The organism is Vibrio sp. RE86 (genome assembly GCF_013114545.1).
Classification (GTDB): Bacteria; Pseudomonadota; Gammaproteobacteria; order Enterobacterales; family Vibrionaceae; genus Vibrio.
Genome location: NZ_VTXI01000003.1, coordinates 179,550 through 202,484, shown reverse-complemented (window position 1 = coordinate 202,484; position 22,935 = coordinate 179,550). Strand labels below are relative to the sequence as shown.

At 45.8% G+C, this 22,935-nt stretch carries 21 protein-coding genes; 15 read left to right on the top strand and 6 right to left on the bottom strand.

The genetic code is table 11. From position 1 onward, the window contains the following. Window positions 1–41: 41 nt before the first annotated feature. From tgt to F0231_RS04880, 8 genes are all read left to right on the top strand, one after another. Window positions 42–1,181: a tRNA guanosine(34) transglycosylase Tgt gene (tgt, locus tag F0231_RS04915; RefSeq protein ID WP_171758603.1), complete on the top strand. Its 1,140-nt coding sequence runs from the start codon at window positions 42–44 to the stop codon at window positions 1,179–1,181. Between the two features lie 161 nt (window positions 1,182–1,342). Next, window positions 1,343–1,672, top strand: a complete 330-nt coding sequence (yajC, locus tag F0231_RS04910; protein ID WP_171758602.1) for a preprotein translocase subunit YajC — start codon at window positions 1,343–1,345, stop codon at window positions 1,670–1,672. 20 nt (window positions 1,673–1,692) lie between these two features. Beyond that, entirely contained in the window at window positions 1,693–3,549 is a 1,857-nt protein-coding gene (gene secD / locus F0231_RS04905) for a protein translocase subunit SecD (RefSeq protein WP_171758601.1), read from the top strand. Between the two features lie 14 nt (window positions 3,550–3,563). Beyond that, entirely contained in the window at window positions 3,564–4,511 is a 948-nt protein-coding gene (gene secF, locus F0231_RS04900; protein ID WP_171758600.1) for a protein translocase subunit SecF, read from the top strand. A gap of 82 nt (window positions 4,512–4,593) precedes the next feature. After that, a complete protein-coding gene (locus F0231_RS04895) occupies window positions 4,594–5,088 on the top strand; it encodes a hypothetical protein (protein WP_171758599.1) in 495 nt (164 codons plus the stop codon). A 101-nt stretch (window positions 5,089–5,189) separates the two neighbouring features. Beyond that, the gene (locus F0231_RS04890; RefSeq protein ID WP_171758598.1) at window positions 5,190–5,522 is read left to right on the top strand and encodes a DUF1904 domain-containing protein; all 333 of its coding nucleotides are present in this window, start codon (window positions 5,190–5,192) and stop codon (window positions 5,520–5,522) included. Between the two features lie 26 nt (window positions 5,523–5,548). Next, window positions 5,549–6,409: a penicillin-insensitive murein endopeptidase gene (mepA, locus tag F0231_RS04885; protein WP_171758597.1), complete on the top strand. Its 861-nt coding sequence runs from the start codon at window positions 5,549–5,551 to the stop codon at window positions 6,407–6,409. Window positions 6,410–6,492: 83 nt separating this feature from the next. Further along, entirely contained in the window at window positions 6,493–7,032 is a 540-nt protein-coding gene (locus F0231_RS04880; protein ID WP_171758596.1) for a Tfp pilus assembly protein FimT/FimU, read from the top strand. 40 nt (window positions 7,033–7,072) lie between these two features. Here the strand turns inward: F0231_RS04880 and F0231_RS04875 are convergent, their stop codons facing one another. The 3 genes from F0231_RS04875 to rdgC form a co-directional block, all read right to left on the bottom strand. Next, the gene (locus F0231_RS04875; RefSeq protein ID WP_171758595.1) at window positions 7,073–7,327 is read right to left on the bottom strand and encodes a YfhL family 4Fe-4S dicluster ferredoxin; all 255 of its coding nucleotides are present in this window, start codon (window positions 7,325–7,327) and stop codon (window positions 7,073–7,075) included. Between the two features lie 2 nt (window positions 7,328–7,329). Then, a complete protein-coding gene (gene yegQ / locus F0231_RS04870; protein WP_171758594.1) occupies window positions 7,330–8,727 on the bottom strand; it encodes a tRNA 5-hydroxyuridine modification protein YegQ in 1,398 nt (465 codons plus the stop codon). A gap of 259 nt (window positions 8,728–8,986) precedes the next feature. Continuing rightward, complete coding sequence (gene rdgC, locus F0231_RS04865; protein WP_171758593.1) at window positions 8,987–9,901, bottom strand: recombination-associated protein RdgC; 915 nt, start codon at window positions 9,899–9,901, stop codon at window positions 8,987–8,989. 208 nt (window positions 9,902–10,109) lie between these two features. On the opposite strand from rdgC, the gene phoB reads away from it, so the two are divergent. Genes phoB through F0231_RS04850 form a run of 3 tightly spaced genes read left to right on the top strand, consistent with a single transcriptional unit; the run spans window position 10,110 to window position 13,083 of the window. Next, window positions 10,110–10,799 carry a phosphate regulon transcriptional regulator PhoB gene (phoB, locus tag F0231_RS04860; RefSeq protein WP_171758592.1) on the top strand — a complete coding sequence of 230 codons (690 nt, stop codon included), beginning with the start codon at window positions 10,110–10,112 and terminating at the stop codon, window positions 10,797–10,799. Between the two features lie 26 nt (window positions 10,800–10,825). Next, window positions 10,826–12,124, top strand: a complete 1,299-nt coding sequence (gene phoR / locus F0231_RS04855; protein ID WP_171758591.1) for a phosphate regulon sensor histidine kinase PhoR — start codon at window positions 10,826–10,828, stop codon at window positions 12,122–12,124. Continuing rightward, entirely contained in the window at window positions 12,124–13,083 is a 960-nt protein-coding gene (locus F0231_RS04850) for a PstS family phosphate ABC transporter substrate-binding protein (RefSeq protein WP_171758590.1), read from the top strand. The genes phoR and F0231_RS04850 overlap by 1 nt, the downstream gene beginning before the upstream one ends. A 40-nt stretch (window positions 13,084–13,123) precedes the next feature. Here F0231_RS04850 and ppx read toward each other — a convergent pair whose 3' ends face one another. After that, window positions 13,124–14,623 (bottom strand): exopolyphosphatase, encoded by a 1,500-nt coding sequence (ppx, locus tag F0231_RS04845; protein WP_171758589.1) that lies wholly within the window; start codon window positions 14,621–14,623, stop codon window positions 13,124–13,126. A 43-nt stretch (window positions 14,624–14,666) separates the two neighbouring features. Then, window positions 14,667–16,766, bottom strand: coding sequence for a polyphosphate kinase 1 (ppk1, locus tag F0231_RS04840; protein ID WP_171758588.1), 2,100 nt, complete (start codon window positions 16,764–16,766; stop codon window positions 14,667–14,669). A 196-nt stretch (window positions 16,767–16,962) separates the two neighbouring features. Here ppk1 and F0231_RS04835 point away from each other — a divergent pair, with 196 nt between their 5' ends. From F0231_RS04835 to phoU, 4 genes are all read left to right on the top strand, one after another. Continuing rightward, on the top strand, window positions 16,963–19,149 hold the full coding sequence (locus F0231_RS04835; RefSeq protein WP_171758587.1) for an ABC transporter permease subunit: 2,187 nt from the start codon (window positions 16,963–16,965) through the stop codon (window positions 19,147–19,149). 25 nt (window positions 19,150–19,174) lie between these two features. Beyond that, window positions 19,175–20,821: a phosphate ABC transporter permease PstA gene (gene pstA / locus F0231_RS04830; protein WP_171758586.1), complete on the top strand. Its 1,647-nt coding sequence runs from the start codon at window positions 19,175–19,177 to the stop codon at window positions 20,819–20,821. 2 nt (window positions 20,822–20,823) lie between these two features. Next, a complete protein-coding gene (pstB, locus tag F0231_RS04825; protein ID WP_171758585.1) occupies window positions 20,824–21,642 on the top strand; it encodes a phosphate ABC transporter ATP-binding protein PstB in 819 nt (272 codons plus the stop codon). 81 nt (window positions 21,643–21,723) lie between these two features. Continuing rightward, entirely contained in the window at window positions 21,724–22,422 is a 699-nt protein-coding gene (gene phoU / locus F0231_RS04820; RefSeq protein ID WP_171758584.1) for a phosphate signaling complex protein PhoU, read from the top strand. Here the strand turns inward: phoU and F0231_RS04815 are convergent. Continuing rightward, entirely contained in the window at window positions 22,419–22,934 is a 516-nt protein-coding gene (locus F0231_RS04815) for a hypothetical protein (RefSeq protein WP_367613459.1), read from the bottom strand. The genes phoU and F0231_RS04815 overlap by 4 nt on opposite strands. Between the last annotated feature and the right edge of the window lies 1 nt (window position 22,935).

Genomic DNA, 22,935 nt, shown 5'->3' with positions numbered 1-22,935 from the left:
GAACTTAATGTCAGACTGTTTCTCTGACAACCGGAGGCTTCGTGAAGTTAAAATTCGATCTTAAGAAAAAAGACGGTGTTGCGCGTCGTGGTCAACTGACCTTCGAACGTGGCACAGTTCAAACGCCAGCGTTTATGCCAGTAGGTACGTACGGTACTGTTAAAGGTATGACGCCAGAAGAAGTTAAAGGCACAGGTGCTGAAATTCTTCTAGGTAACACATTCCACCTATGGCTACGTCCAGGTCAAGAAGTGATGAAAATGCACGGTGACCTGCACGATTTCATGAACTGGCACGGTCCTATTCTTACCGATTCAGGCGGTTTCCAAGTATTCAGCCTAGGTAAGATGCGTACTATCACTGAGCAAGGTGTTCACTTCCGTAACCCGGTAAATGGTGACAAGATTTTCATGGACGCTGAAAAGTCGATGGAAATCCAAAAAGACCTAGGTTCAGACATCGTTATGATTTTTGACGAGTGTACGCCTTACCCAGCGACACACAACGAAGCGAAAAAATCGATGGAAATGTCACTACGTTGGGCACAGCGTTCACGTGATCATTTCGATAAACTAGAAAACCCGAACAACCTATTTGGTATCGTTCAAGGTGGCGTTTACGAAGACCTACGTGATGTGTCTGTAAAAGGCCTAACGGAAATCGGTTTTGATGGTTATGCTGTTGGTGGCCTAGCAGTAGGTGAGCCAAAAGAAGACATGCACCGTATTCTGGAGCACACTTGTCCTCAGCTACCGGAAGATAAGCCTCGCTACCTAATGGGTGTAGGTAAACCTGAAGACCTCGTTGAAGGTGTTCGTCGCGGTATCGACATGTTTGACTGTGTAATGCCAACGCGTAACGCACGTAATGGTCACCTGTTTGTGACTGGCGGTGTGATCAAGATCCGTAATGCGAAACACAAAACGGATACAACACCACTTGATCCACACTGTGACTGTTACACTTGTCAAAATTACTCTAAGTCGTACCTACACCACTTAGAGCGTTGTAACGAAATCTTAGGCGCGCGTCTGAATACAATCCATAACCTTCGCTACTACCAGCGTCTGATGGAAAGCATTCGTACTGCCATTGATGAAGATCGTTTCGATGAGTTCGTTCAAGAGTTCTATGAGCGTCGTGGCCGTGAAGTGCCACCGCTACTAAAAGAAGAACAGTAAGAGATTAAAGCCTTTGGTGTTGTGCCAGAGGCTTTTGCTAATAAAGTAGGCAAACGCAGGCTATTTTTGAGAGGGTGATCTCTATTGATTACTCTCAGACTTGAAACTAAATCGCGAATGCCCCACTTGGATATTAATAAATAATAATAGAGGATATTTTAATGTTTATTTCTCAAGCTCACGCAGCAGCAGAAGGCGCACCAGCAGGCGGCGGTTTCGAAATGCTAATCATGCTAGGTATGTTTGCGGTGATCTTCTACTTCATGATCTACCGTCCACAAGCTAAGCGTGTTAAAGAGCACAAAAACCTAATGTCTTCGATGAGCAAAGGTGACGAAGTTCTTACTAGCGGTGGCCTAGTGGGTAAAATCACTAAAATCGCTGAAGACAACGATTACGTTTCTATCGAGCTGAACACGAATAACGAAGTAGTAATCAAGAAAGACTTCGTTACTGCAGTGCTACCAAAAGGTACGCTAAAGTCTCTATAAACAGCTAGAGGATCCTCGCTGTGCTAAACCGCTATCCTATATGGAAGTACCTGATGGTGGTGTTTACCATCGCTATCGCAGCATTGTATGCACTTCCAAATATCTACGGTGAAGATCCGGCTATTCAAGTTACAGGGGCGCGTGGCGCCTCTGTAGATATGTCAACGCTGGATTCTGTCACAAAAGCTCTTGATAAAGAGGGCTTATCTCATAAATCCATTGCTCTAGAGAATGGATCAATTCTTGTACGCTTCAACGATACTGATACTCAGATCAGTGCTCGCGATATTATCAACGAAGCATTAAGCAGCGATAAGATTGTTGCCTTAAACCTTGCTCCAGCAACGCCAGATTGGCTTGAATCTATTGGTGCTGCACCAATGAAGCTAGGTCTTGACCTACGTGGTGGTGTTCACTTCTTAATGGAAGTGGATATGGACGCTGCAATGGACAAGCTAGTCGGTCAGCAAGAAGAAGCTTTCCGTAGCGAACTTCGTGAAGAGAAGATTCGTTACCGTGCTATTCGTCCTGCGGGTAAAGATGGTGTTGAAGTTCTTCTACGTAATGCCGAACAACTTGCAGAAGCTGAACGTGTTCTGGAAACAAATCACCCAGACATGCTGTTCACAACGTCTGATTCAGACGGTCGCTTTGCGATTACTGGTACCTTTACTGAGCAACGTCTAACAGAAATTCGCAACTACGCTGTTGAGCAAAACATTACCATCCTTCGTAATCGTGTTAACGAACTTGGTGTTGCAGAGCCATTGGTTCAACGTCAAGGTGCTAGCCGCATCGTAGTTGAGCTTCCTGGTGTTCAAGACACGGCTCGTGCGAAAGAGATTCTTGGTGCAACTGCGACGCTTGAGTTCCGTGAAGTGGACTCAAAAGCGGATCTAGCAGCAGCGGCTTCTGGTCGTGCGCCTGCTGGTAGCGAAATCAAGCAAGACCGTGATGGTCGCCCAGTTGTTCTGAAAAAGCGTGTCATTCTTGGCGGTTCGAGCATCACTGATGCAAGTTCAAGTGTGGATGAGTATGGTCGCCCACAAGTTAACATCTCACTAGACAGTGAAGGTGGTAACAAGATGTCGGCGTTCTCTAAAAAGAACATTGGTAAGTTAATGGCAACCGTCTTTGCTGAGTACAAAGACAGTGGTCGTAAAACGCCAGATGGCCGAGTTATCTTGACGAAGCATGAAGAAGTGATCAACCAAGCGACGATTCAGTCTGCTCTTGGTCGCAACTTCCGTATCACAGGTATTGATTCAGCTGCTGAAGCTCACAACTTAGCGCTTCTACTTCGTGCGGGTGCTCTGATCGCGCCTATCTCGATTGTGGAAGAGCGTACCATTGGCCCATCTATGGGTCAGCAAAACATCGACATGGGTATCCAAGCGATGATTTGGGGTATGGTTGCGGTAATGCTATTCACGCTGTTCTACTACCGTAAGTTTGGTTTGATTGCGAACGTGGCTCTTATGGCTAACCTTGTGCTGATTATCGGTGTTATGTCGATGATTCCAGGGGCAACCATGACGCTGCCAGGTATCGCAGGTATCGTTCTTACCGTTGGTATGGCCGTCGATGCAAACGTACTGATCTTCGAGCGTATTCGTGAAGAGCTTCGTGATGGGCGCAGTCCTCAGCAAGCGATTCACCAAGGTTACGCGAACGCATTCAGTACCATCGCCGATGCTAACATCACCACACTTATCACTGCGATTATTCTATTTGCAGTGGGTACGGGTGCGATTAAAGGCTTCGCGGTTACGCTGTCTATCGGTATCTTAACTTCTATGTTTACAGCTATTGTAGGTACACGTTGTATCGTGAACCTTGCATACGGTGGTAAACGTATCAACAAACTGTCGATCTAAGGCTAGGAATTAGTATGTTTCAGATTCTAAAAGCAGACAAAATGATCGACTTTATGCGTTGGTCAAAGCTGGCATTTGTTTTCTCAATCCTAATGATTGGTGCCTCTATCTTTACTCTGTCGACTAAGTGGTTGAACTGGGGTCTAGATTTCACTGGCGGTACCTTGATTGAAGTGGGTTTTGAACAGCCAGCTAATCTTGAAGATATTCGTAGCGCACTTGAAGCGGAAGGCTTTGGTGATGCAACGGTACAAAACTTTGGTAGTGCACGTGACGTAATGGTTCGTCTACGTCCTCGTGATGATGTTGCGGGTGAAACGCTAGGTAACCAGATCCTGAATGCGATTAAAGATGGCACAGGTGAAAGCGTAGAGATGCGTCGTATCGAGTTCGTTGGTCCAAACGTGGGTGATGAACTGACAGAAGCGGGTGGTCTTGCGATCCTGGTTTCTCTGATCTGTATCTTGATTTACGTATCGGTGCGATTTGAATGGCGTTTGGCGGCAGGTGCGGTATTAGCCCTTGCTCACGACGTTATCATCACTCTGGGCGTATTCTCTTTGATGCAAATTGAAGTGGACTTAACCATCGTTGCGGCGCTTCTGACCGTTGTCGGTTACTCGCTCAACGATACCATTGTTGTATTCGACCGTATCCGTGAAAACTTCCGTAAGATGCGTAAAGGCGAACCGGCAGAGATCATGAACAGCTCAATCACTCAAACATTGAGCCGTACATTGATTACTTCTGGTACCACGCTATTCGTAGTTATTGCGCTATTCACTCAAGGCGGTGCGATGATTCATGGCTTCGCAACGGCACTTCTACTGGGTATTACGGTAGGTACTTACTCGTCAATCTACGTTGCTTCGGCACTAGCATTGAAACTGGGTATTACCAAAGAACACCTAATGCCACCTCAAGTAGAAAAAGAGGGTGCAGAGTTTGATGAGATGCCATAAGGTGTTTTGTTAACGACTGAAATCAAAGCCGCTGTTATCAGCGGCTTTGTTGTTTAAACAGGTTTGTTTTAGAGGGAGAGGCGTGAAGGTTTGGATTTTCCTGATGTGGTTTGTTGGTTTACCTGCGTTGGCGAGTAGCCTGATATTCGCTAATCAGTCGCCAAAACAAGTGGGTGACATGATTCAATCATCGTGGCAGCAGTGTGATGAAAGTCTTTGGTGTGAGGACTCTGTTCACTACTATCGAGTTCCTTTTATTGCCGAAGCAGAGATAGCGAGTGAGCAAGTTACCATTGTACTATTCTCTGAATTCAGTGCACATCAACTCGGCCAAATACAGCTTCATCTTCGTAGTGATGGTTTCACCCTAACAAAGGCACAGATTGGCAGCCAAGAGTTCGATGTTACAAGAGCATTATCAAAGGACGAAATGACAGAGGTTGACCGCCAACTAATTCAGTTCCTTAACCAGTTTCCACAGAGTGAAACGCGCCTGCTAAGTTGGCAATCAGACACTTGGGTAGCTCAGTTAGACAGTGATGGGGAGGTGATTAGGCTCGCTTTTTATCCTCGATAAATGACTGAAATCTCATTTGTCCTCGCACGTTTTAGTGACGGATTAAGTAATTGAACAATAACTTGCTATGATAGGTACAAATAATAAATAGGAAGCAAGTTATGCCACATTTACGTTTTCGAGCAGTAGAGCCTCAGGCGGTACAGACGCTATCAAAACCGCTAATCGATGAGCTTCAGCCTCATATGGATTGTCCAAGAGAGGACTTTACCTTTGAATATATCTATTCCACGTTTTTCCATGAAGGTGAAGTGAGCGCCGCTTATCCGTTTGTTGAAGTGTTGTGGTTTGATCGTGGCCAAGATAAGCAAGATGCTGTCGCTGAAATCATTACTAAACAAGTGCGTGGCATCATTGGCGAAGACATTGATGTCGCAGTGGTTTTCACTGCACTGGATGCAAAAGGCTACTACGATAACGGTGAACATTATTAATTAGCCTTTAGAGGAGAGAAGTCACTATGAAGCCGATAACCCATCGATGGTCAGCGATATCAGTCCTTCTCTCTTGTATTATCTTCTCAACTTCCGCTTACGCTACGCCATGGGAGCAAGTGGATTCTCCTTCCTATGGCGCACCACAAGCAATAGGCGGCTATGCTAACGGCTGTTTAGCTGGTGGAGAAGCTCTTCCTCTTGAAGGGCAAGGTTATCAGGTACTTCGCAGTCAAAGAGGCCGATATTACGGTCACCCTAACGCGATAGGTTTCGTTGAGCGTCTATCTCGCTCTGTTCAGCAAGCATTAAACACTCAACTCCTTATCGCTGATATTTCCCTGCCTAAAGGCGGGCGCTTCTCCTCTGGACACTCTAGTCATCAAACGGGTTTAGATATCGATATCTGGCTTAAACTTTCTGAGGTAAACATCTCAGACGCAGAACTCTCTGAACCGATTCCTCATAGTTTGGTTAACTTAAAGCAGTATCAATTAGTGAAGAATAACTGGGATCAGCGTCATTTTGAGTTAGTTAAACTGGCAGCGAGCGATGATGATGTTGCCCGTATTTTTGTTCACCCAGTGATTAAAGATAAGCTTTGCAAAACGGAAGTGTCGGATGAGCGTGATTGGTTGCGAAAAGTGCGCCCTTGGTGGGGGCATCACTATCACATGCACGTACGACTGAATTGCCCACCAGACAGCACGAGTTGCAAACCTCAAGCGGCTCCGCCTCAAGGAGATGGTTGTGGTGCAGAGTTAGCAAGCTGGAAACCGCAGCCAAAGCCTAAAATAAGCCAACCTAAACCAGACAAGAAAGTCACTAAGCCTAAGAAAGTGCTTCCACAGGGTTGTATAGATTTACTGAACATACATGAATCCTGATGCTTGATTGAACATTAAAGTTACTCTAAATTAGTATACAGTCTGTTATTCCTTAAGTTTGGGGTGGTTATAACGTGCGTTCAATGGGCTCTATACAATCAGGGTTAACTCTTATCGAACTTACGGTCGCTATTGTGTTAATTGCAATATTGGCACTGACCGCCGCTCCTCAGTTTTTTAGCTACAGCAGTGATGCAAGCAGATCACAAGTTCAAGGTGTGGCTGCTAGCCTAAGTACTGGCTCTGACCTTACCTATTCTAAAGCAGTGATTGATGGTATAGAGACTGAAGCTAGTGGCAGTATTGATTACCATGGTCAAGATGTGAGAACTATTTTGGGTAGACCCTCCCCGAATTGGGGGCAGTCCTTAGGACGAATCTTACAGGGGGATATCACTTATATTGGGCGATATGTTAACAATAGAGACATTATTGATGTTGAGTGCTCAAATGATCTTTGTGCTGTTGACGCATTAGATATGAGGGCAATTGATGCTTCAGTTAACACATGGGGCAGTGCTATCTATCCGAGAGGATACCGAGCGACAGATTTGTGTTTAGCATTCTATGTACTTGATTCGGAATCTACAACAAGGGTAGGAACAGAGATCGAAGGGTGCTAGTTGTTATATTAAAACGCCGCTCACTGAGCGGCGTTTCTAATTAAGCTAAACCTTGAATGATGACGAACTTTTCGAGTAGCTCTTCATCAGTCTCAATGTGGTTTGGGTCTGTGATAATACATTTAGTAATTGGGCACACAGACTGACACGTCGGTTTTTCGTAATGACCTTTACACTCAGTACACAGATCAGGGTCGATCTCAAAGATAGTGTCACCCATGGTAATCGCGCCATTTGGGCACTCAGGGTCACACATATCACAGTTAATGCACTTGTCAGTGATCAGTAAAGCCATGCTTATTTACCTGTAGGGTTACGGGTATCCTGACCTGAGTTTAGGTTACGCATTAATAGGCCGTATTCTAGATCCATATCTTCTGGAACTGGGATGAATACGAAGTGGCCGTTTCCTTTTGCGTCCTCGATTTTCTCTGACTTACGGTTTTCCATCGCTTCAAGCGTGAAGATTACGTTGCCTTTTGGTGTCATTAGCTCAAGGCTGTCACCCACAACAAATTTGTTCTTCACTTCTACTTCCGCAAGGTCGCCACGGCGTTTGCCTGTGAACTCACCAACGAATTGTTGTGCGTCAGAAACTGAGTAACCGTAGTCGTAGTTCTGGTAAGCATCGTGTGTGTGACGACGTAGGAAGCCTTCAGTGTACCCACGGTGTGCTAGGCTCTCAAGCGTACCCATTAGGTTCTCATCAAATGGCTTGCCTGCAACAGCATCATCAATGGCTTTACGGTAAACCTGAGCAGTACGTGCACAGTAGTAGAATGATTTAGTACGGCCTTCAATCTTCAGTGAGTGAACACCCATCTTAGTCAGACGCTCAACATGTTGAACCGCGCGAAGGTCTTTCGAGTTCATGATGTAAGTGCCGTGCTCATCTTCGTAAGCAGCCATCTTCTCTTCTGGGCGGTGCGCTTCAGACAGAAGAACCACTTCGTCAGTTGGCTTGCCACGACCGATGGTGGTTTCAGGACGCTCGTCTTGAACTTCAACTGCTTGTGCTTCTGTTGGGTCAAATTTTTCTACGATGTCGCCAGTGTCGTTCTCTTTGCCTTCTTCAACTTTGTATTCCCAACGACATGCGTTAGTACACGTACCTTGGTTAGGATCACGTTTGTTGATGTAGCCAGATAGTAGGCAACGACCAGAGTAAGCCATACATAATGCGCCGTGAACGAATACTTCAAGTTCCGTTTCAGGACAGTGCTCACGAATCTCTTCGATCTCTTCTAGAGAAAGCTCACGAGACACAATCACACGCTCAACGCCGTTTGCCGCCCAGAACTTAACCGTTGCCCAGTTTACTGCGTTTGCTTGAACAGACAGGTGGATTGGCATATCAGGGAAAGCTTCACGAACCATCATGATAAGACCTGGGTCAGACATGATTAGTGCGTCAGGGCCCATCTCAACAACCGGTTTAAGGTCACGGATGAAGGTTTTTAGCTTTGAGTTGTGCGGTTGGATGTTACATACCACGTAAAGCTTCTTGCCTTGTGCATGAGCTTCGTTGATACCAATTTGTAGGTTTTCGTGGTTGAACTCGTTGTTACGTACGCGAAGGCTGTAACGAGGTTGGCCTGCGTATACCGCGTCTGCGCCGTAGGCAAATGCGTAACGCATGTTTTTAAGGCTACCTGCCGGTGACAGTAGCTCAGGTACGAATGCTTTCTCAGTCATGTGTAATTCTCTTAATCTGATCTCAAGTCAGGCCTAATCCACCAGATGGAATAGGGGGCGCAAATTTTACGTCAAAACGTGACTTGTGACCAGAACTGAATTTGTACTAACTGAATTCGAGGTAGGAATGACCTGAATAGCCATTGCTTTCCAAGTCGCTTGAATGGGATTTGATATCTGAGGAGATGCGCAGAGCAATCTCTGCGCATACTTGACGCAATAGCTACACAGGTCATTGTGGTATGCCCTGTGACGAGACTTATGCGTTCGGATGTGGCAAACCGCCTAAGCACTCATATAGATTTGGTAGGAACGCGCTCAGTTCACCACACATGAGTGAGAAGTCAGCGTCAAAACGAGCCGCTTGATCTTCACGAGGAATATCGTCGTTTTGATCTTTGAGGTCATCTGAGAATTTAAGGCGCTTGATGCTGCCATCTTCTGCCAAGATAAACTCGATGCGTTCTTGCCACCAGATAGCCAGCTTAGTCACGACTTTGTCTGCTTCGATGTGGCTACGGATTTCATCCGCTGTTAGCTCTTGCTTCTTACAGCGAATCACGCCGCCTTCTTCAAGAACTGATTTTAGTTCAGCTTCGTCAAGCATCTGAACACCTACTGGTGTATTACCTGTTTTCACCCACTCAGTCAGGGTTGTTTCAATCGCTTGCTCTGGAATTGCTGGAACAACAGGCAGGCTACCCATGGTTTTACGCAGTAGTGCCAGTACATCTTCTGCTTTTTTATAGCTAGAAGCGTCCACCAAAATGAAGCCTTCTTTAGGCAAGATAAGCACATTGGTGTGATTACTACGGCTAAACGCACGCGGCAACAGATCCATCACAATGTCGTCTTTTAGATTGTCTTTCTCTTTCTTTTTAAGAGGACGACCTTCTTGTATTTCCATCGCTTCGATTTTTGCATTCAGAGACTCTTTAATCACTGATGCAGGAAGCATTTTCTCTTCTTTCTTAGCACAAATCAGAATGCGGTTTTCTGATACGTGAGTCATCATGTCACCATGTTTACCCATCGCAGTGACCCAGCCAAACTTCTGCTTGTCTTGGCTGCCACATGGGGTAAAACGAAACTCAGCCAGTTGTTTTTCTAGTTGGTCCGCGTTGAACTCGATTTCACGGTTGAAACGGTAAACCAGACAGTTTTTAAACCACATACTTTTTCTCTATACCTTCACTTGAGCTGCTAATAATAAAGACTTTTGATGACGTTGTCTTACTGGATACACACAATAATGGGATGAAAGTTATATGAAAATTTGTTTTCAAAGGTCACAAAAGTGTCATAATTGCTAGTAATAATGCTTAACGTTGCAAAGGGCTCTGAAAGCTCAAATAACTCAACTAACATAAGGTTATTCAATTATGTCTAGAAGGATTCTGGTTGTTGAAGACGAAGCACCAATTCGCGAAATGCTGTGCTTTGTTCTTGAGCAAAAAGGTTATCAAGCGGTAGAAGCGGAAGATTACGACACTGCGGTAACAAAATTAGCTGAACCCTTCCCAGATCTAGTTTTACTAGATTGGATGCTACCAGGCGGTAGTGGTATCAACTTCATCAAACACATGAAACGTGAAGAGCTAACACGCAACATTCCTGTTGTGATGCTGACTGCTCGTGGTGAAGAAGAAGATAAAGTTCGCGGCCTTGAAGTGGGCGCGGATGATTACATTACCAAGCCGTTCTCGCCAAAAGAGCTGGTGGCTCGCTTGAAAGCGGTGATTCGTCGAGTAACTCCGACAGCACTAGAAGATGTAATTGATGTTCAAGGATTGAAACTAGACCCTGTTTCGCACCGTGTGACAGCCAATGATGAAGCGCTGGATATGGGCCCGACAGAGTTCAAGATGCTGCATTTCTTTATGACACACCAAGAGCGTGTCTACAGCCGTGAGCAGCTGCTAAATAACGTTTGGGGCACCAACGTCTATGTTGAAGACCGAACGGTTGATGTACATATTCGTCGCCTGCGTAAAGCATTGGAAGCAGCTGGACACGATAAGTTGATTCAGACAGTTCGCGGCGCGGGCTATCGTTTCTCAACTAAGTCGTAATTGGTCTTTACCATTCGGAGAGGTAAGTGGTAGAACGGTTAACTTGGAAAAAGCTGGCCTGGGAGCTGGCTTTTTTTTACACCCCTTGGGTGATCGTAGGTTGGATTTTTGGATATATGCCGTGGTTGCTGTTAGCTGCCACGGTTTTGCAGCTTGTCTGGCACCTGCACAATCAGATGCGTCTATCCGCTTGGCTTTGGGATGAGAAGCGCCTGACGCCACCTTCTGGCAGCGGAAACTGGGAATCTCTGTTTAATGGTATTTACCGTTTGCAGCAGCGACAGCGTAGAAAACGCAAAGAGTTGACTAATCTGATTCGCCGTTTCCGTAATGGTGCTGAATCGTTGCCCGATGCCGTCGTTGTATTTCGCAGCGAAGGGAACATTGTTTGGTGTAACAAGCTTGCCCAGCATCTTCTTGGCTTTAAGTGGCCTGACGATTCTGGTCAGCCGATCTCGAATCTTATCCGTACTCCAGACTTCATTAAGTACCTTAATAAGCAAGACTTTTCCGAACCGCTTGAAATGCGCTCGCCACTTAATGTAGAGCGTATGCTCGAGCTTCGTATCGTGCCTTACACCGAAGGTGAGCACCTGATGGTGGTACGTGATGTATCTCAGCTGAAGCAGTTAGAAGGCATGCGTCGCAACTTCTTTGCCAACGTTTCTCATGAACTGCGTACACCAATGACGGTGCTGCAAGGTTACCTAGAGATGACCGAAGATCCCGACATGGTGGTTGGCCCGATGTGGACCAAAGCTCATGGCGTGATGACCGAGCAGCTCAACCGAATGAACAGCTTGGTCAATCAGTTGCTGACGCTGTCTAAGATTGAAGCCGCGCCAATGCACGAGCTTGAAGATGTAGTGAATGTGCCAGCCATGCTTGAAGTGCTTGAGAAAGAAGCGGCAAGTTTGAGTGGTGATAATGAGCACAAACTGACCTTTGATGTGGACAGCAGCTTGCGCGTGTTGGGCGATGATGACCAGCTACGCAGCGCCATTTCAAACCTCGTCTACAATGCAGTGAAATATACCCCGCCGGGGGCTGATATTCATGTTCGTTGGTACCAATCTGTGCAAGGGGCACACCTTGAAGTCTCGGACAGTGGTGATGGTATAGAGCCACAACATTTACATCGATTGACGGAACGTTTCTACCGTGTCGATAAAGCACGATCGCGTGATACAGGCGGAAGTGGTTTAGGACTGGCTATCGTGAAGCACGCATTGACTCACCATGATTCACATCTTGAAATCAGCAGTGCTGTTGGCGTTGGAAGCCAGTTCTCATTCACGCTACCACCAAGGTTGGTGGTCAGTTGATGAAAGTGCTCCGTATTGCTCTGACGATTCTTTTGGGTTGCTCTTCGGCCAGTTACGCTGCCGTAGACTCTGAATTACCACGTTATAGCAAAGTTGCGGGTATTACCGGTGGGTTAACCAGCGTTGGGTCGGATACCCTAGCGGGGATGACAACACTTTGGGTTGAGGAGTTTAAACAGCTTTACCCAAGTGTGAATGGACAGGTGCAAGCTTCGGGGTCTTCGACGGCGCCGCCTGCATTGACCGAACGTACTGCTCAATTTGGCCCCATGAGTCGTCCAATGCGCAATCGTGAGATTGAAGCGTTTGAACGTGAACACGGTTATAAGCCGACAGAACTGCGAGTTGCCATTGATGCGATTGGGATCTTTGTTCACCGAGACAACCCAATTGAAGGACTGAACTTTACTCAGCTTGATAGTATTTTTTCAGCCACTTTACGTTGTGGTGCGACTGAGTCAGTCAAAACGTGGGCCGATTTAGGCTTAGAGTTTAAATGGGCCAAACGCAGTATGCAGCTTTTTGGTCGCAACTCAGTTTCGGGCACCTACGGTTACTTTAAGAAGAACGCCTTATGTGGTGGAGATTTCAAAAGTGACGTCAATGAGCAGCCTGGTTCAGCATCGGTTGTACAGTCGGTAGGCTCTGCAATCAACACTATTGGATATTCGGGGGCGGGGTATCGTGTGTCGGGCGTTAAGCTGCTGCCGATTGCTCAAACGGGTGATGACTATATCTATCCGAGCCAAGAAAATATCTTATCGGGTGAGTACCCACTATCACGCTATCTCTATGTGTATGTGAATAAGCACCCACTAAAACCTCTTAGCCCAATTGAACGTGAGTTTATCCGTTTCATCTATTCTCGTCAGGGACAAACGTTAGTGGCGAAAGATGGTTACATACCGATATCGAGTGATATTGCGCGTCTGGAGCTCGCCAAAGTTGGCATAGAATAGTGATTAAAAAAAGGGAGCCAAAGTCGGCTCCCTTTTAGTTTCAGAAGTGCAGTTCCCAACCTGCATTGTGCCAATACTCTTGCTCGGACAGTAAATCGGCGTGAAGCAATTTATTGTTTTCTAACCACTCATCCTCATCAGAAGTAAGTGACCACTTATCCTCTTCAATAGACAAAGACAAGTTAGGCAGAGGATCATCGTTGCGTTGGCCATTGAGTAATATTGCCAAACGTAAAATACGAATAAGTCCGATGATGTGTTTTTTCTTGAACAGTGTGAACTCTTCCATTTCATGTAGTTTTAACGCCTTACGCTGGAATCGCACCAACGTTGCCAGTACCCGTTGTTGCTCTCGGTTAAAACCTGGCATATAGGTGTGACGCAAAATATAAGCGGAATGGCGATGGAAAGCTTGTAAGCTGATACTCAGCCCAACTTCATGTAATAGTGCGCTCCACTCAAGCAGTTCAAACAGCTCTGAACTCTTTTTAATGCCCAGTTCCTTATGGGCTTGTTGTAAAAACTCTTTCGCTTGACCTTTAATTTTAGCGGCGTGCTCTAAATCAACTAGGTGCTTGCTCGCGAGGCTTTCCGTTGTTCGCATGCGGATATCGGAGCGTTTGAAGCTGTCTTCCATTTCGAACAAGAGGCCTTCTCTCAAAGCCCCTTCTGAGAAGTGCATCTCGTCAATCTTTAAGCTTTGGAATACCGCACAAAGAATCGCGACACCCGCGGCGAAAACTGGTTTTCGCTCTGGGGTTAATCCGCTTAGTTCAATTTCATCAATGGTTTCCCACTCGCATAAGGCGCAGACCAATTTATCTAACCGTTTTGCACTAATAATGCCGTCGCTGTAGCCCAAACCAATTAAAACTTCTCGAATGGCTTTGATTGTCCCTGAAGAACCGAAGGCAATATCCCAACCTTTTTTCTTGTAGCGATAGGCTAATGACTCCATTCTTTGCTCGGCAGCGAGCGTCGCTTTGGCAAAGTTCTTCTTCGATAGTTTCTCATTGGCGAAGTACTTTTTGGTGTAACTGACACAACCCATTTGTTTACTGTTGATGAGCTTTGGGTCGAATCCATCACCAATAATCATCTCGGTACTGCCGCCTCCTATATCCACCACGAGTTTTGAATCTGACCCTGGCTGAGTATGGGCCACGCCAAGGTAAATCAGTCGAGCTTCTTCAACACCAGGAATGATTTCAATAGGAAAGGGGAGAATATCACGCGCGCGTTGGAGGAAAATATGCGCGTTATTGGCTTGTCGAAGAGTGTGAGTCGCGGCAATTCGAACGTTGTCGACCTCAAACCCTTGCAGGCGCTCGGCAAACATTGCTAGGCATTCTAAACCTCTTTCTATGGAAGCGTTGTCGAGATTCTGCTGAGCATCTAGCCCTGCAGCTAAGCGAACACGTTGCTTGTGTCGGCTGACAAGCTGAAGGTCTTGCTCGGCGACTCGAGCCACGACCATATGAAAACTGTTGGAACCTAAATCTATCGCGGCAACGTCACGAATGTCCTGTGTTTGAGTCATTGGATACCAATCTAAATTTATAGCTGCGCAATTGTATCGGCAGCTACTTATCCTGATTGGTCGGTAACTGCGATTTACGTTTCTTTGTTTGTTTTTCTATGTTTTTAAGATAGTCGTAAATGGCAATTTGTGAACGGACTTTCTTACGGTTTCCGCGTGGTACGTAACTATTGCTCATCTCTTTATCTATCCATCTTGCTTTTACTGTATCGGTAAAATGGATGTTAATGATATCAATAATTCGTCGTTTAAGACGTTGGTCACGAACTGGTGTAGCAACTTCAATGCGATGATCTATGTTGCGCTTCATCCAATCAGCGGAAGAGATGTAAACGTGCGGATCACCACCATTATGGGCAATCACAACACGCGGGTGCTCTAGGAAGCGATCGACAATGCTGATGATTTTGATGTTATCACTTACCCCTTCAATTCCAGGTACGAGCGAACACATACCGCGAATGATCATCTTAATCTTTACGCCTGAGGCGCTAGCGCCGTATAACTTATTAATCAGCCCTTTATCGACCAAGTTGTTCACTTTCAGTATCAACTCTGCTTTTTTACCTGCTTTGGCATTGGCGATTTCGCTGTCTATGATCTTGTACAACTGTTTGCGAGAGTTACGTGGTGAAACGATAAGATGATTGAAGCGCACAGGTCGATACGGATTCTCGATGTAATCAAAGACATTGCGTACTTCATCGGTGAGCTCTGTGTTGGCGGTGAGTAGTGAGAAGTCGGTATAGATACGGGCGTTTTTTTCGTGGAAGTTACCTGTACCAATGTGAGTGTAACGAACGATCTCTTCCTCTTCACGGCGACTAATCAGTAGCAGTTTAGAGTGGATTTTGAGGCCGGGTGCGCCAAAAATGACTTGTACGCCCGCTTCGGTGAGCACCTTTGCCCACTCAATATTCGCTTCTTCGTCAAATCGAGCTTGAAGTTCGACGACAACCGTGACTTTCTTACCGTTATGGACTGCATCGATTAACGAGTTCATTAGGCGTGAGTTCTTAGCGACACGGTAGATGTTGATTTTTATGCTCAGAACTTTGGGGTCAAACGATGCTTGTCGAACCAACTCAGAGATATGATCGAACGTATGATATGGGTAGTAGAGCAGAATATCTTGGTTTTTTATCGCATCAAAACTGTTATCAAAACCGTCGAAGTCACCGCATCTCATTGGAGGAAGCGACTTGTGCTCTAAGTACTCACGGCCAACATTTGGGAAGTCGATGAAGTCTTTAAAGTTGTGGTAACGACCGCCAGGGATAAGGTTGTCATAGTTAGATATCTTGAGCTTATCGCATAAGAAATCGAGCATATCTTGTGGCATCTCGCGCTCATACACGAATCGGACTGGCATCGCTGTTAATCGTTGGCTAACCCCCTCCGACATTTGCTCTAGCAGGCTGTGTTCCACCTCGTGACTCAAATCGTACTCCGCATCTCGAGTCATCTTCATAGCGTAGCCATTGAGCTCATCGTAATCGAAGAACCCTCGGAACAATTCATCAAGGCAGTAGCGGATAATGTTATCAAGTAAGATGATGGTTTTACGGCGTTTGCCTTTTTGCTCCGGCACCATGACAAAGCGGGGGAGGTGATCAGTTGGGATCTCAAGTAGAGCGTATTTGCTTTGATCGTGTTTTTTTAACTCAACGGTAATGTAGGCATATTCATCTTTCAGAAACTGCAGTACGTCGATATCATCGCGCATCATCAGCGGTGTAACGTGCGGAAGTACCTCTTTGCGGAAATACTTTCTAACCCACTTTTGTTGAGTCTCACTGAGCTGGTTCTCATTTACGAGAAAGATACGACGTCTTGCCATATCTCGAATCAACTCTGCGTAAAGTTCATCGAAGCGTTCATTGAGCTTGAGCGCTTTGGTCTGCATTTTTGTCAGAAGGTGCTTTGAGTTGTCATTACCGCCGCGTTCTTGATTGATCAGGATTCGGCGTTTAACGTCGGCAAAACGAACTTTGTAGAATTCATCTAAGTTATTGGAAAATATACCTAGAAATCGGATTCGTTCGATGAGAGGAACCGTTTTGTCTGCCGCTTCTTGTAGCACTCGTTCGTTGAACGATAACCAACTTAGTTCTTTCTCAACATACAGTTTCTCTGCACTCATAACTAACCCTATTCCCTGCCTGACGATCACGGTTGAGGTGAACTACCTCGAAGTGATTAGCAACTTAAAGTGTTAGTATGACACTTTTATTGCACTTTTTTATTGCATTGTTTTCAGTTGTTTAATGCGATCTGTAATATAATTGTCACCTTACGGAAATATTATACACTCGGACGAAAATAGGTAAGAGATAGGAATGGCCAAAGCAGAATTCTCATTGCGAGAACGTGATCGAAAACGACTAATCAAAGATCGATTAGTTCGCTTGGCTGTATCTGCTGGTGGCGTAAGTGTATTGGCTGCACTGGTTTTGATCTTTGTTTACCTTGCGATAATGGTGTTGCCACTGTTTGGTGATGCTAGGATCACGCCCGATGTTCGTAGTGTTGAAATAACCACAGAACAGCCTATCGCAGTCGGTGTGGATGACTATGGTGACAACGCTTTTGTCATTTCAGACCAAGGCACCATCGACTTTTGGTCACTTACCGAACCGACAACGCAACCCGTTTTAACCCAGCGTATCGCCCAGTCGGGTAGCCTCTTTTCTCAATCCCTAGCAGCCTACGGTTGGTATGCATTTGCCTCTAGTCAAGGTGATGTCCAGATTTTCAAACCTCGCTTGGATTCGGAGTTTCAGCATAATCGCCGTCAGTTCTCTCCTAATGTGGTTGAGCTCTCCCCTGCATTTGATCTTAAGGTCGAAGGTAAACGACTGCAAAAGTTTGCGTTTGCGGCGGAAAGAGACGTGACCTTAGCGGGTTGGTATGATGACGGCTCAATAGAGATTCGTTGGACGAACGAAGAGTCAGAAGTGAAAAGCTTCATCTTTCCTGAAGCGGTGAAAGGCTTAGACCAGTTGTTAGTTACACCTGATGGTAACACCATCTATCTACGTTCGGGCTCTGACGTCGCGATTGCTGAAAAGGGAAATAACACGTTTTCGGTGCGTGAAGTACTCGATCTTAGTCAGGGCAAAGCCAAGCATGATGTGATTGATATTGACCTGTTGGCAGGGGCGTACTCTTTACTGGTGACTCACAGTGATGGCTTGGTTTCACAATGGTTTGATGTACTGGCTGATGGGCAAAGATCATTAACTCATATTCGCGAATTTAAACTAGCATCAGAGCTGCAATTCTTGCTGCCGGACACCTACCGAAAAGGTTTTTATAGCTTTTACTTCAACGGCACAGTTCAAAGTCACTATACAACCAGTGAAAAGCTAGTGATCTTTAAGCGTGCGTACCAGAAAGCGCCATATCTTGCAGCCATGTCGAAAAATGAGTCCTACTTACTGGCTTTAACCGAACAAGGGCTAAATTTGGCCAAGGTGGACAACCCATTCCCTGAAGTGTCGGTGTCTTCTTTGTGGCAAAAAGTATGGTACGAGAGTTACCCAGAGCCAGAGTTTGTTTGGCAAACCACGTCAGCCAGCGATGAATTTGAAGCGAAGTTCAGTTTAGTACCTATCGCATTCGGCACGTTAAAAGCAGCGGCATTCGCCATGTTATTTGCAGTACCGATTGCTGTATTCGGTGCGATTTATACGGCTTACTTCATGACGCCGAAGATGAGACGGGTCGTGAAACCGTCGATAGAATTGATGGAAGCACTGCCTACGGTGATCATTGGTTTCTTAGCCGGTTTGTGGTTTGCACCTATCGTTGAAACACATCTTGCAGCTATCGTAGCCTTGATGCTGTTTTTGCCAATTTCGACCATTCTGGTGGGAATGATGTGGCACAAATTGCCTAAGCGTTGGACAAGCCAGTTTGCGAATGGCCTTCACGCGGCCATCTTGATGCCAGCGATAGTGGTCATCTCAGTTCTTATTCTTGCGCAAAGCGGCAACATTGAATCATGGTTGTTCGAAGGCGATGTTCGAGTCTATCTCGCAGAGCATGGGGTCGATTTTGACCAACGTAATGCCTTAGTTGTTGGTTTTGCCATGGGCTTTGCGGTGATTCCGACCATCTTTACGATTGCTGAAGATGCTATTTTTTCGGTACCTAAACACTTATCGGACGGTTCACTCGCTCTTGGTGCTACGCAATGGCAAACCTTGACTCATGTTGTCTTACTTACGGCGAGTCCGGGGATATTCTCGGCGATAATGATGGGACTTGGGCGCGCTGTGGGTGAAACCATGATCGTGCTGATGGCGACGGGTAATACGCCAATTATGGATTGGAATATTCTTGAAGGAATGCGCACGCTTTCAGCGACCATTGCGGTTGAGATGCCAGAGTCAGAAGTGGGCAGCTCTCATTATCGATTACTGTTCTTAGCGGCTTTACTGCTGCTTATCTTTACCTTTGCGGTTAACTCGTTAGCGGAGTGGGTTCGTCAGCGTCTTCGTGAAAAATATCGCTCACTTTAGTTTATGAGATTAGGAAACAATCAACGTGTTTAAGTGGTTAAAATCAGGCTCTCCTTGGATATGGTTAACAGGTGGTGCGGTCAGCATTAGCCTGTTGTCTGTGTTAGGGCTATTGCTGCTTATTGGTTGGAAAGGGCTTTCCTATTTTTGGCCTGCGCCTCTTTATCAATGGGAAACCAAGCAAGGGAATATTCTGGTCGGGCAGATCTATTCTCAAGAGTACGTGCCAATCAGTCATTTGACTGAAATGGACATCGAGTTGCCTGAAAACATTGTTGAGCGTGGGCTGGCGAAACGTGTCAGCATTAAGGTAGCCAACCGCGATCTCTATGATGCGGATTTTTTCACACTGCTTGAACTGGATTTGATGCCGCCGACCAAGCCTGAAGGTTGGGCGGTTATCGAGCGTACTCGTGGTGGTGATTTTTATGGTAAACCTGTTGGCTATGTGCTCGATAATGGCAAGATAACGCGCGAAGTTGAAAGAAATATCATTTCAGGTTTGTCGTTTGCCGATACCTTGCGCGAAGAGATTGACCGTATTATCGCGCGAGAAGTCCGGGTTATTAGTGCTCAAGCCGAGCGCCTCAGATTAGAAAAGCGTAAACGTCGACTCAATGATCGTTTAGATGATGCTTTCATAGAGCAATACGACAAGCAATACGCCAACTATATGGATATGCTGGCGAAAGCAGAAGCTAAGCTGGACTCCCTTCGTGACAAGTTAGCTAGGCAAGGCTTGCTAGTTGAAGATATGACGGGCCAGCAAGTGACGATACCGCTTAGCCAAATGCTTGATATTTGGTATCCAAACCAGATGTCATTGGGGCAAAAGCTGGTACGTTGGAGCCAACAAGCGTGGAAGTTTTTGTCTGATGATCCTAGAGAATCAAACTCGGAAGGCGGGGTATTTCCGGCGATGTTTGGCACTGTTTTAATGGTATTGATCATGTCTGTAGTGGTTATGCCGTTGGGTGTTGTTGCCGCGATTTATCTTCATGAATACGCAAGAAACAACGCTTTTACTCGTTTAATTCGGGTTGCGGTAATCAACTTAGCGGGTGTTCCTTCTATTGTTTACGGTGTCTTTGGTTTAGGCTTTTTCGTCTACACCTTAGGTGGATCGATTGACTCGCTTTTCTACGCTGAGCGACTACCTGCACCGACGTTTGGTACACCAGGTTTGCTATGGTCAGCACTCACTCTTGCGGTTTTAACCTTGCCCGTTGTGATTGTCGCAACCGAGGAAGGTTTGGCGCGTATCCCTAGTTCTGTGCGCAATGGCTCATTGGCGCTGGGGGCTACGCAGTTTGAGACAATGTGGCGCATTGTATTGCCTATGGCGAGCCCTGCTATTATTACGGGATTGATTCTTGCAGTGGCAAGGGCGGCAGGTGAAGTGGCTCCTTTGATGTTGGTAGGGGCGGTGAAGTTGGCGTCTAGCTTACCGGTTGATAGTCAGTTCCCATTTTTGCATTTAGAGCGCAAGTTCATGCATTTAGGCTTCCATATTTACGATGTTGGCTTCCAAACTACCAACATCGAAAGCGCACGACCATTGGTCTACGCAACGTCATTTTTACTCGTAACGGTGATTATCGGACTGAACTTAACTGCAATCAGTATCCGAAATAATCTACGAGAGAAATATCGAACTTTAGGACAAGATTAATCATGTTTTCTGTTAATCAAACACTGGGCTATCCGACGCCATTAGATGTCAATAATTTGAGTGATGAGAAGACAGCCATCGCTATCGAAGGTTTGAATTTGCACTATCAAAATGCTCAGGCTTTGAGTGATATTTCGATGCGTATTCCTAAAGGCCAAGTGACGGCGTTTATCGGTCCATCAGGGTGTGGGAAATCGACATTGCTTCGCTGCATCAATCGAATGAATGACTTGGTTGAAGGGTGCCGTGTGAAAGGTAAAGTGAAGCTGCACGGTAAAAATGTCTACGATCCAGAAGTTGACGTCGCGACGTTACGCCGTCGAGTTGGCATGGTATTCCAAAGACCTAACCCGTTCCCTAAGTCAATCTATGAGAATGTGGTTTACGGGCTACGCCTACAAGGTGTGAAAAACAGCCGAGCTTTGGATGATGCCGTCGAACGATCGTTAAGAGCCTCTGCCTTGTGGGATGAAGTCAAAGATCGCTTACATGAAAATGCGTTTGGACTATCGGGTGGTCAACAGCAGCGATTAGTGATTGCTCGTGCGATCGCAATCGAACCGGAAGTTTTATTATTGGATGAGCCAACGTCAGCGCTGGACCCAATTTCTACGTTAACCATTGAAGAGCTAATCAATGAGCTCAAAACGAAATATACTGTAGTTATTGTTACGCACAATATGCAGCAGGCGGCGCGAGTCAGTGATCACACTGCATTTATTCACATGGGGAAATTGATCGAGTACTCAGATACCGACTCCATTTTTACTTCTCCATTGAAAAAGCAGACGGAAGACTACATTACAGGTAGATATGGTTAGACTTGTTCGTCATATTTGAAACTGTAGCGGTGTTAACAGCGATCTTTCTTCTTCACTTACAAATAGGGATTAACTTTATTTATGAATTTTGGGCGTCATATTTCAGGCCAGTTTAATGTCGAATTAGAATCAATCCGTACTCATGTACTGACGATGGGCGGATTGGTTGAGCAGCAGCTGTCATTTGCGATGCAGGCTCTGCATAAGGATGATATTGAACTTGCTAAGAAAGTCGTTCGTGATGACCACAAAGTTAACTCCATGGAAGTCTCGATTGATGAGGCTTGTACTCGCATCATTGCGAAACGTCAGCCTACCGCGAAAGACCTGCGCCTTATTATGGCGATCATCAAAACGATTACTGACCTAGAGCGTATTGGTGATGTTGCCAGTAAAATTGCTTATGTGGCGATAGAGAGCCCGTCAACTAAGCAGCGTCAGTTCCATGTGTCACTAGAACCTTTATGTCGACAAGCGATCAGCATGTTACACCAAGTGCTGGATGCGTTTGCCCGTATGGATGTCGATGCGGCGGCAGAAGTGTACAAGCTTGATGACAAGATTGACGCCGAATATGAAGCGGTGATTCGTCAGTTAATGACTTACATGATGGAAGATCCGAAAAACATTCCGAACATCCTACAAGTGATGTGGTCAGCCCGTGCGATTGAGCGAGTTGGGGATCGATGCCAAAACATTTGTGAATACATCATCTACTTTGTTAAAGGCAAAGATGTTCGCCACTTGGGCGAACAAAGCATTGACGATGCGCTACGCTAAAAGTGTAAGATGACTCCGGTACCTAGGGTGGCAGACCAAGTTGACTCCAACAATGTTTTGCTTTTGTCGATGTAGTTGAAATCGCCACCCAGTCGAATACCTAAATTATCGGTAGGAAAGAATACCCAAGCCGCTGAAAAGCTGGCTCCTGTCCCCTCTGCATATTGAGTTTCACCGCTAAAAATTGGGTCACGACGGCCGTCATACTCTACGATACCTGCTTCTAGCTGAAGACCAAATTTTACCGGTTGATTGATAAAATGATATTGACCACCAACTCGGTAGGTTTTTAATCTGTCTTTATTCCATAAAAGTTCGGCTGATGTGTGCGAGTAACTAAGGTACAGCGCATCAAGGCCGGCCACATCGGTGACGCCAAGCTGTAAACCACCACCGGATAAACCCGAACCATAGTAAGGGCCCATCTTAAGTTCAGGAGAAATATGCAGCCCGCTCACAGCAGCTGAAAATGGCGTTAAAAGCATTAAGGCTAAAAAGTGTTTCTTCATCATG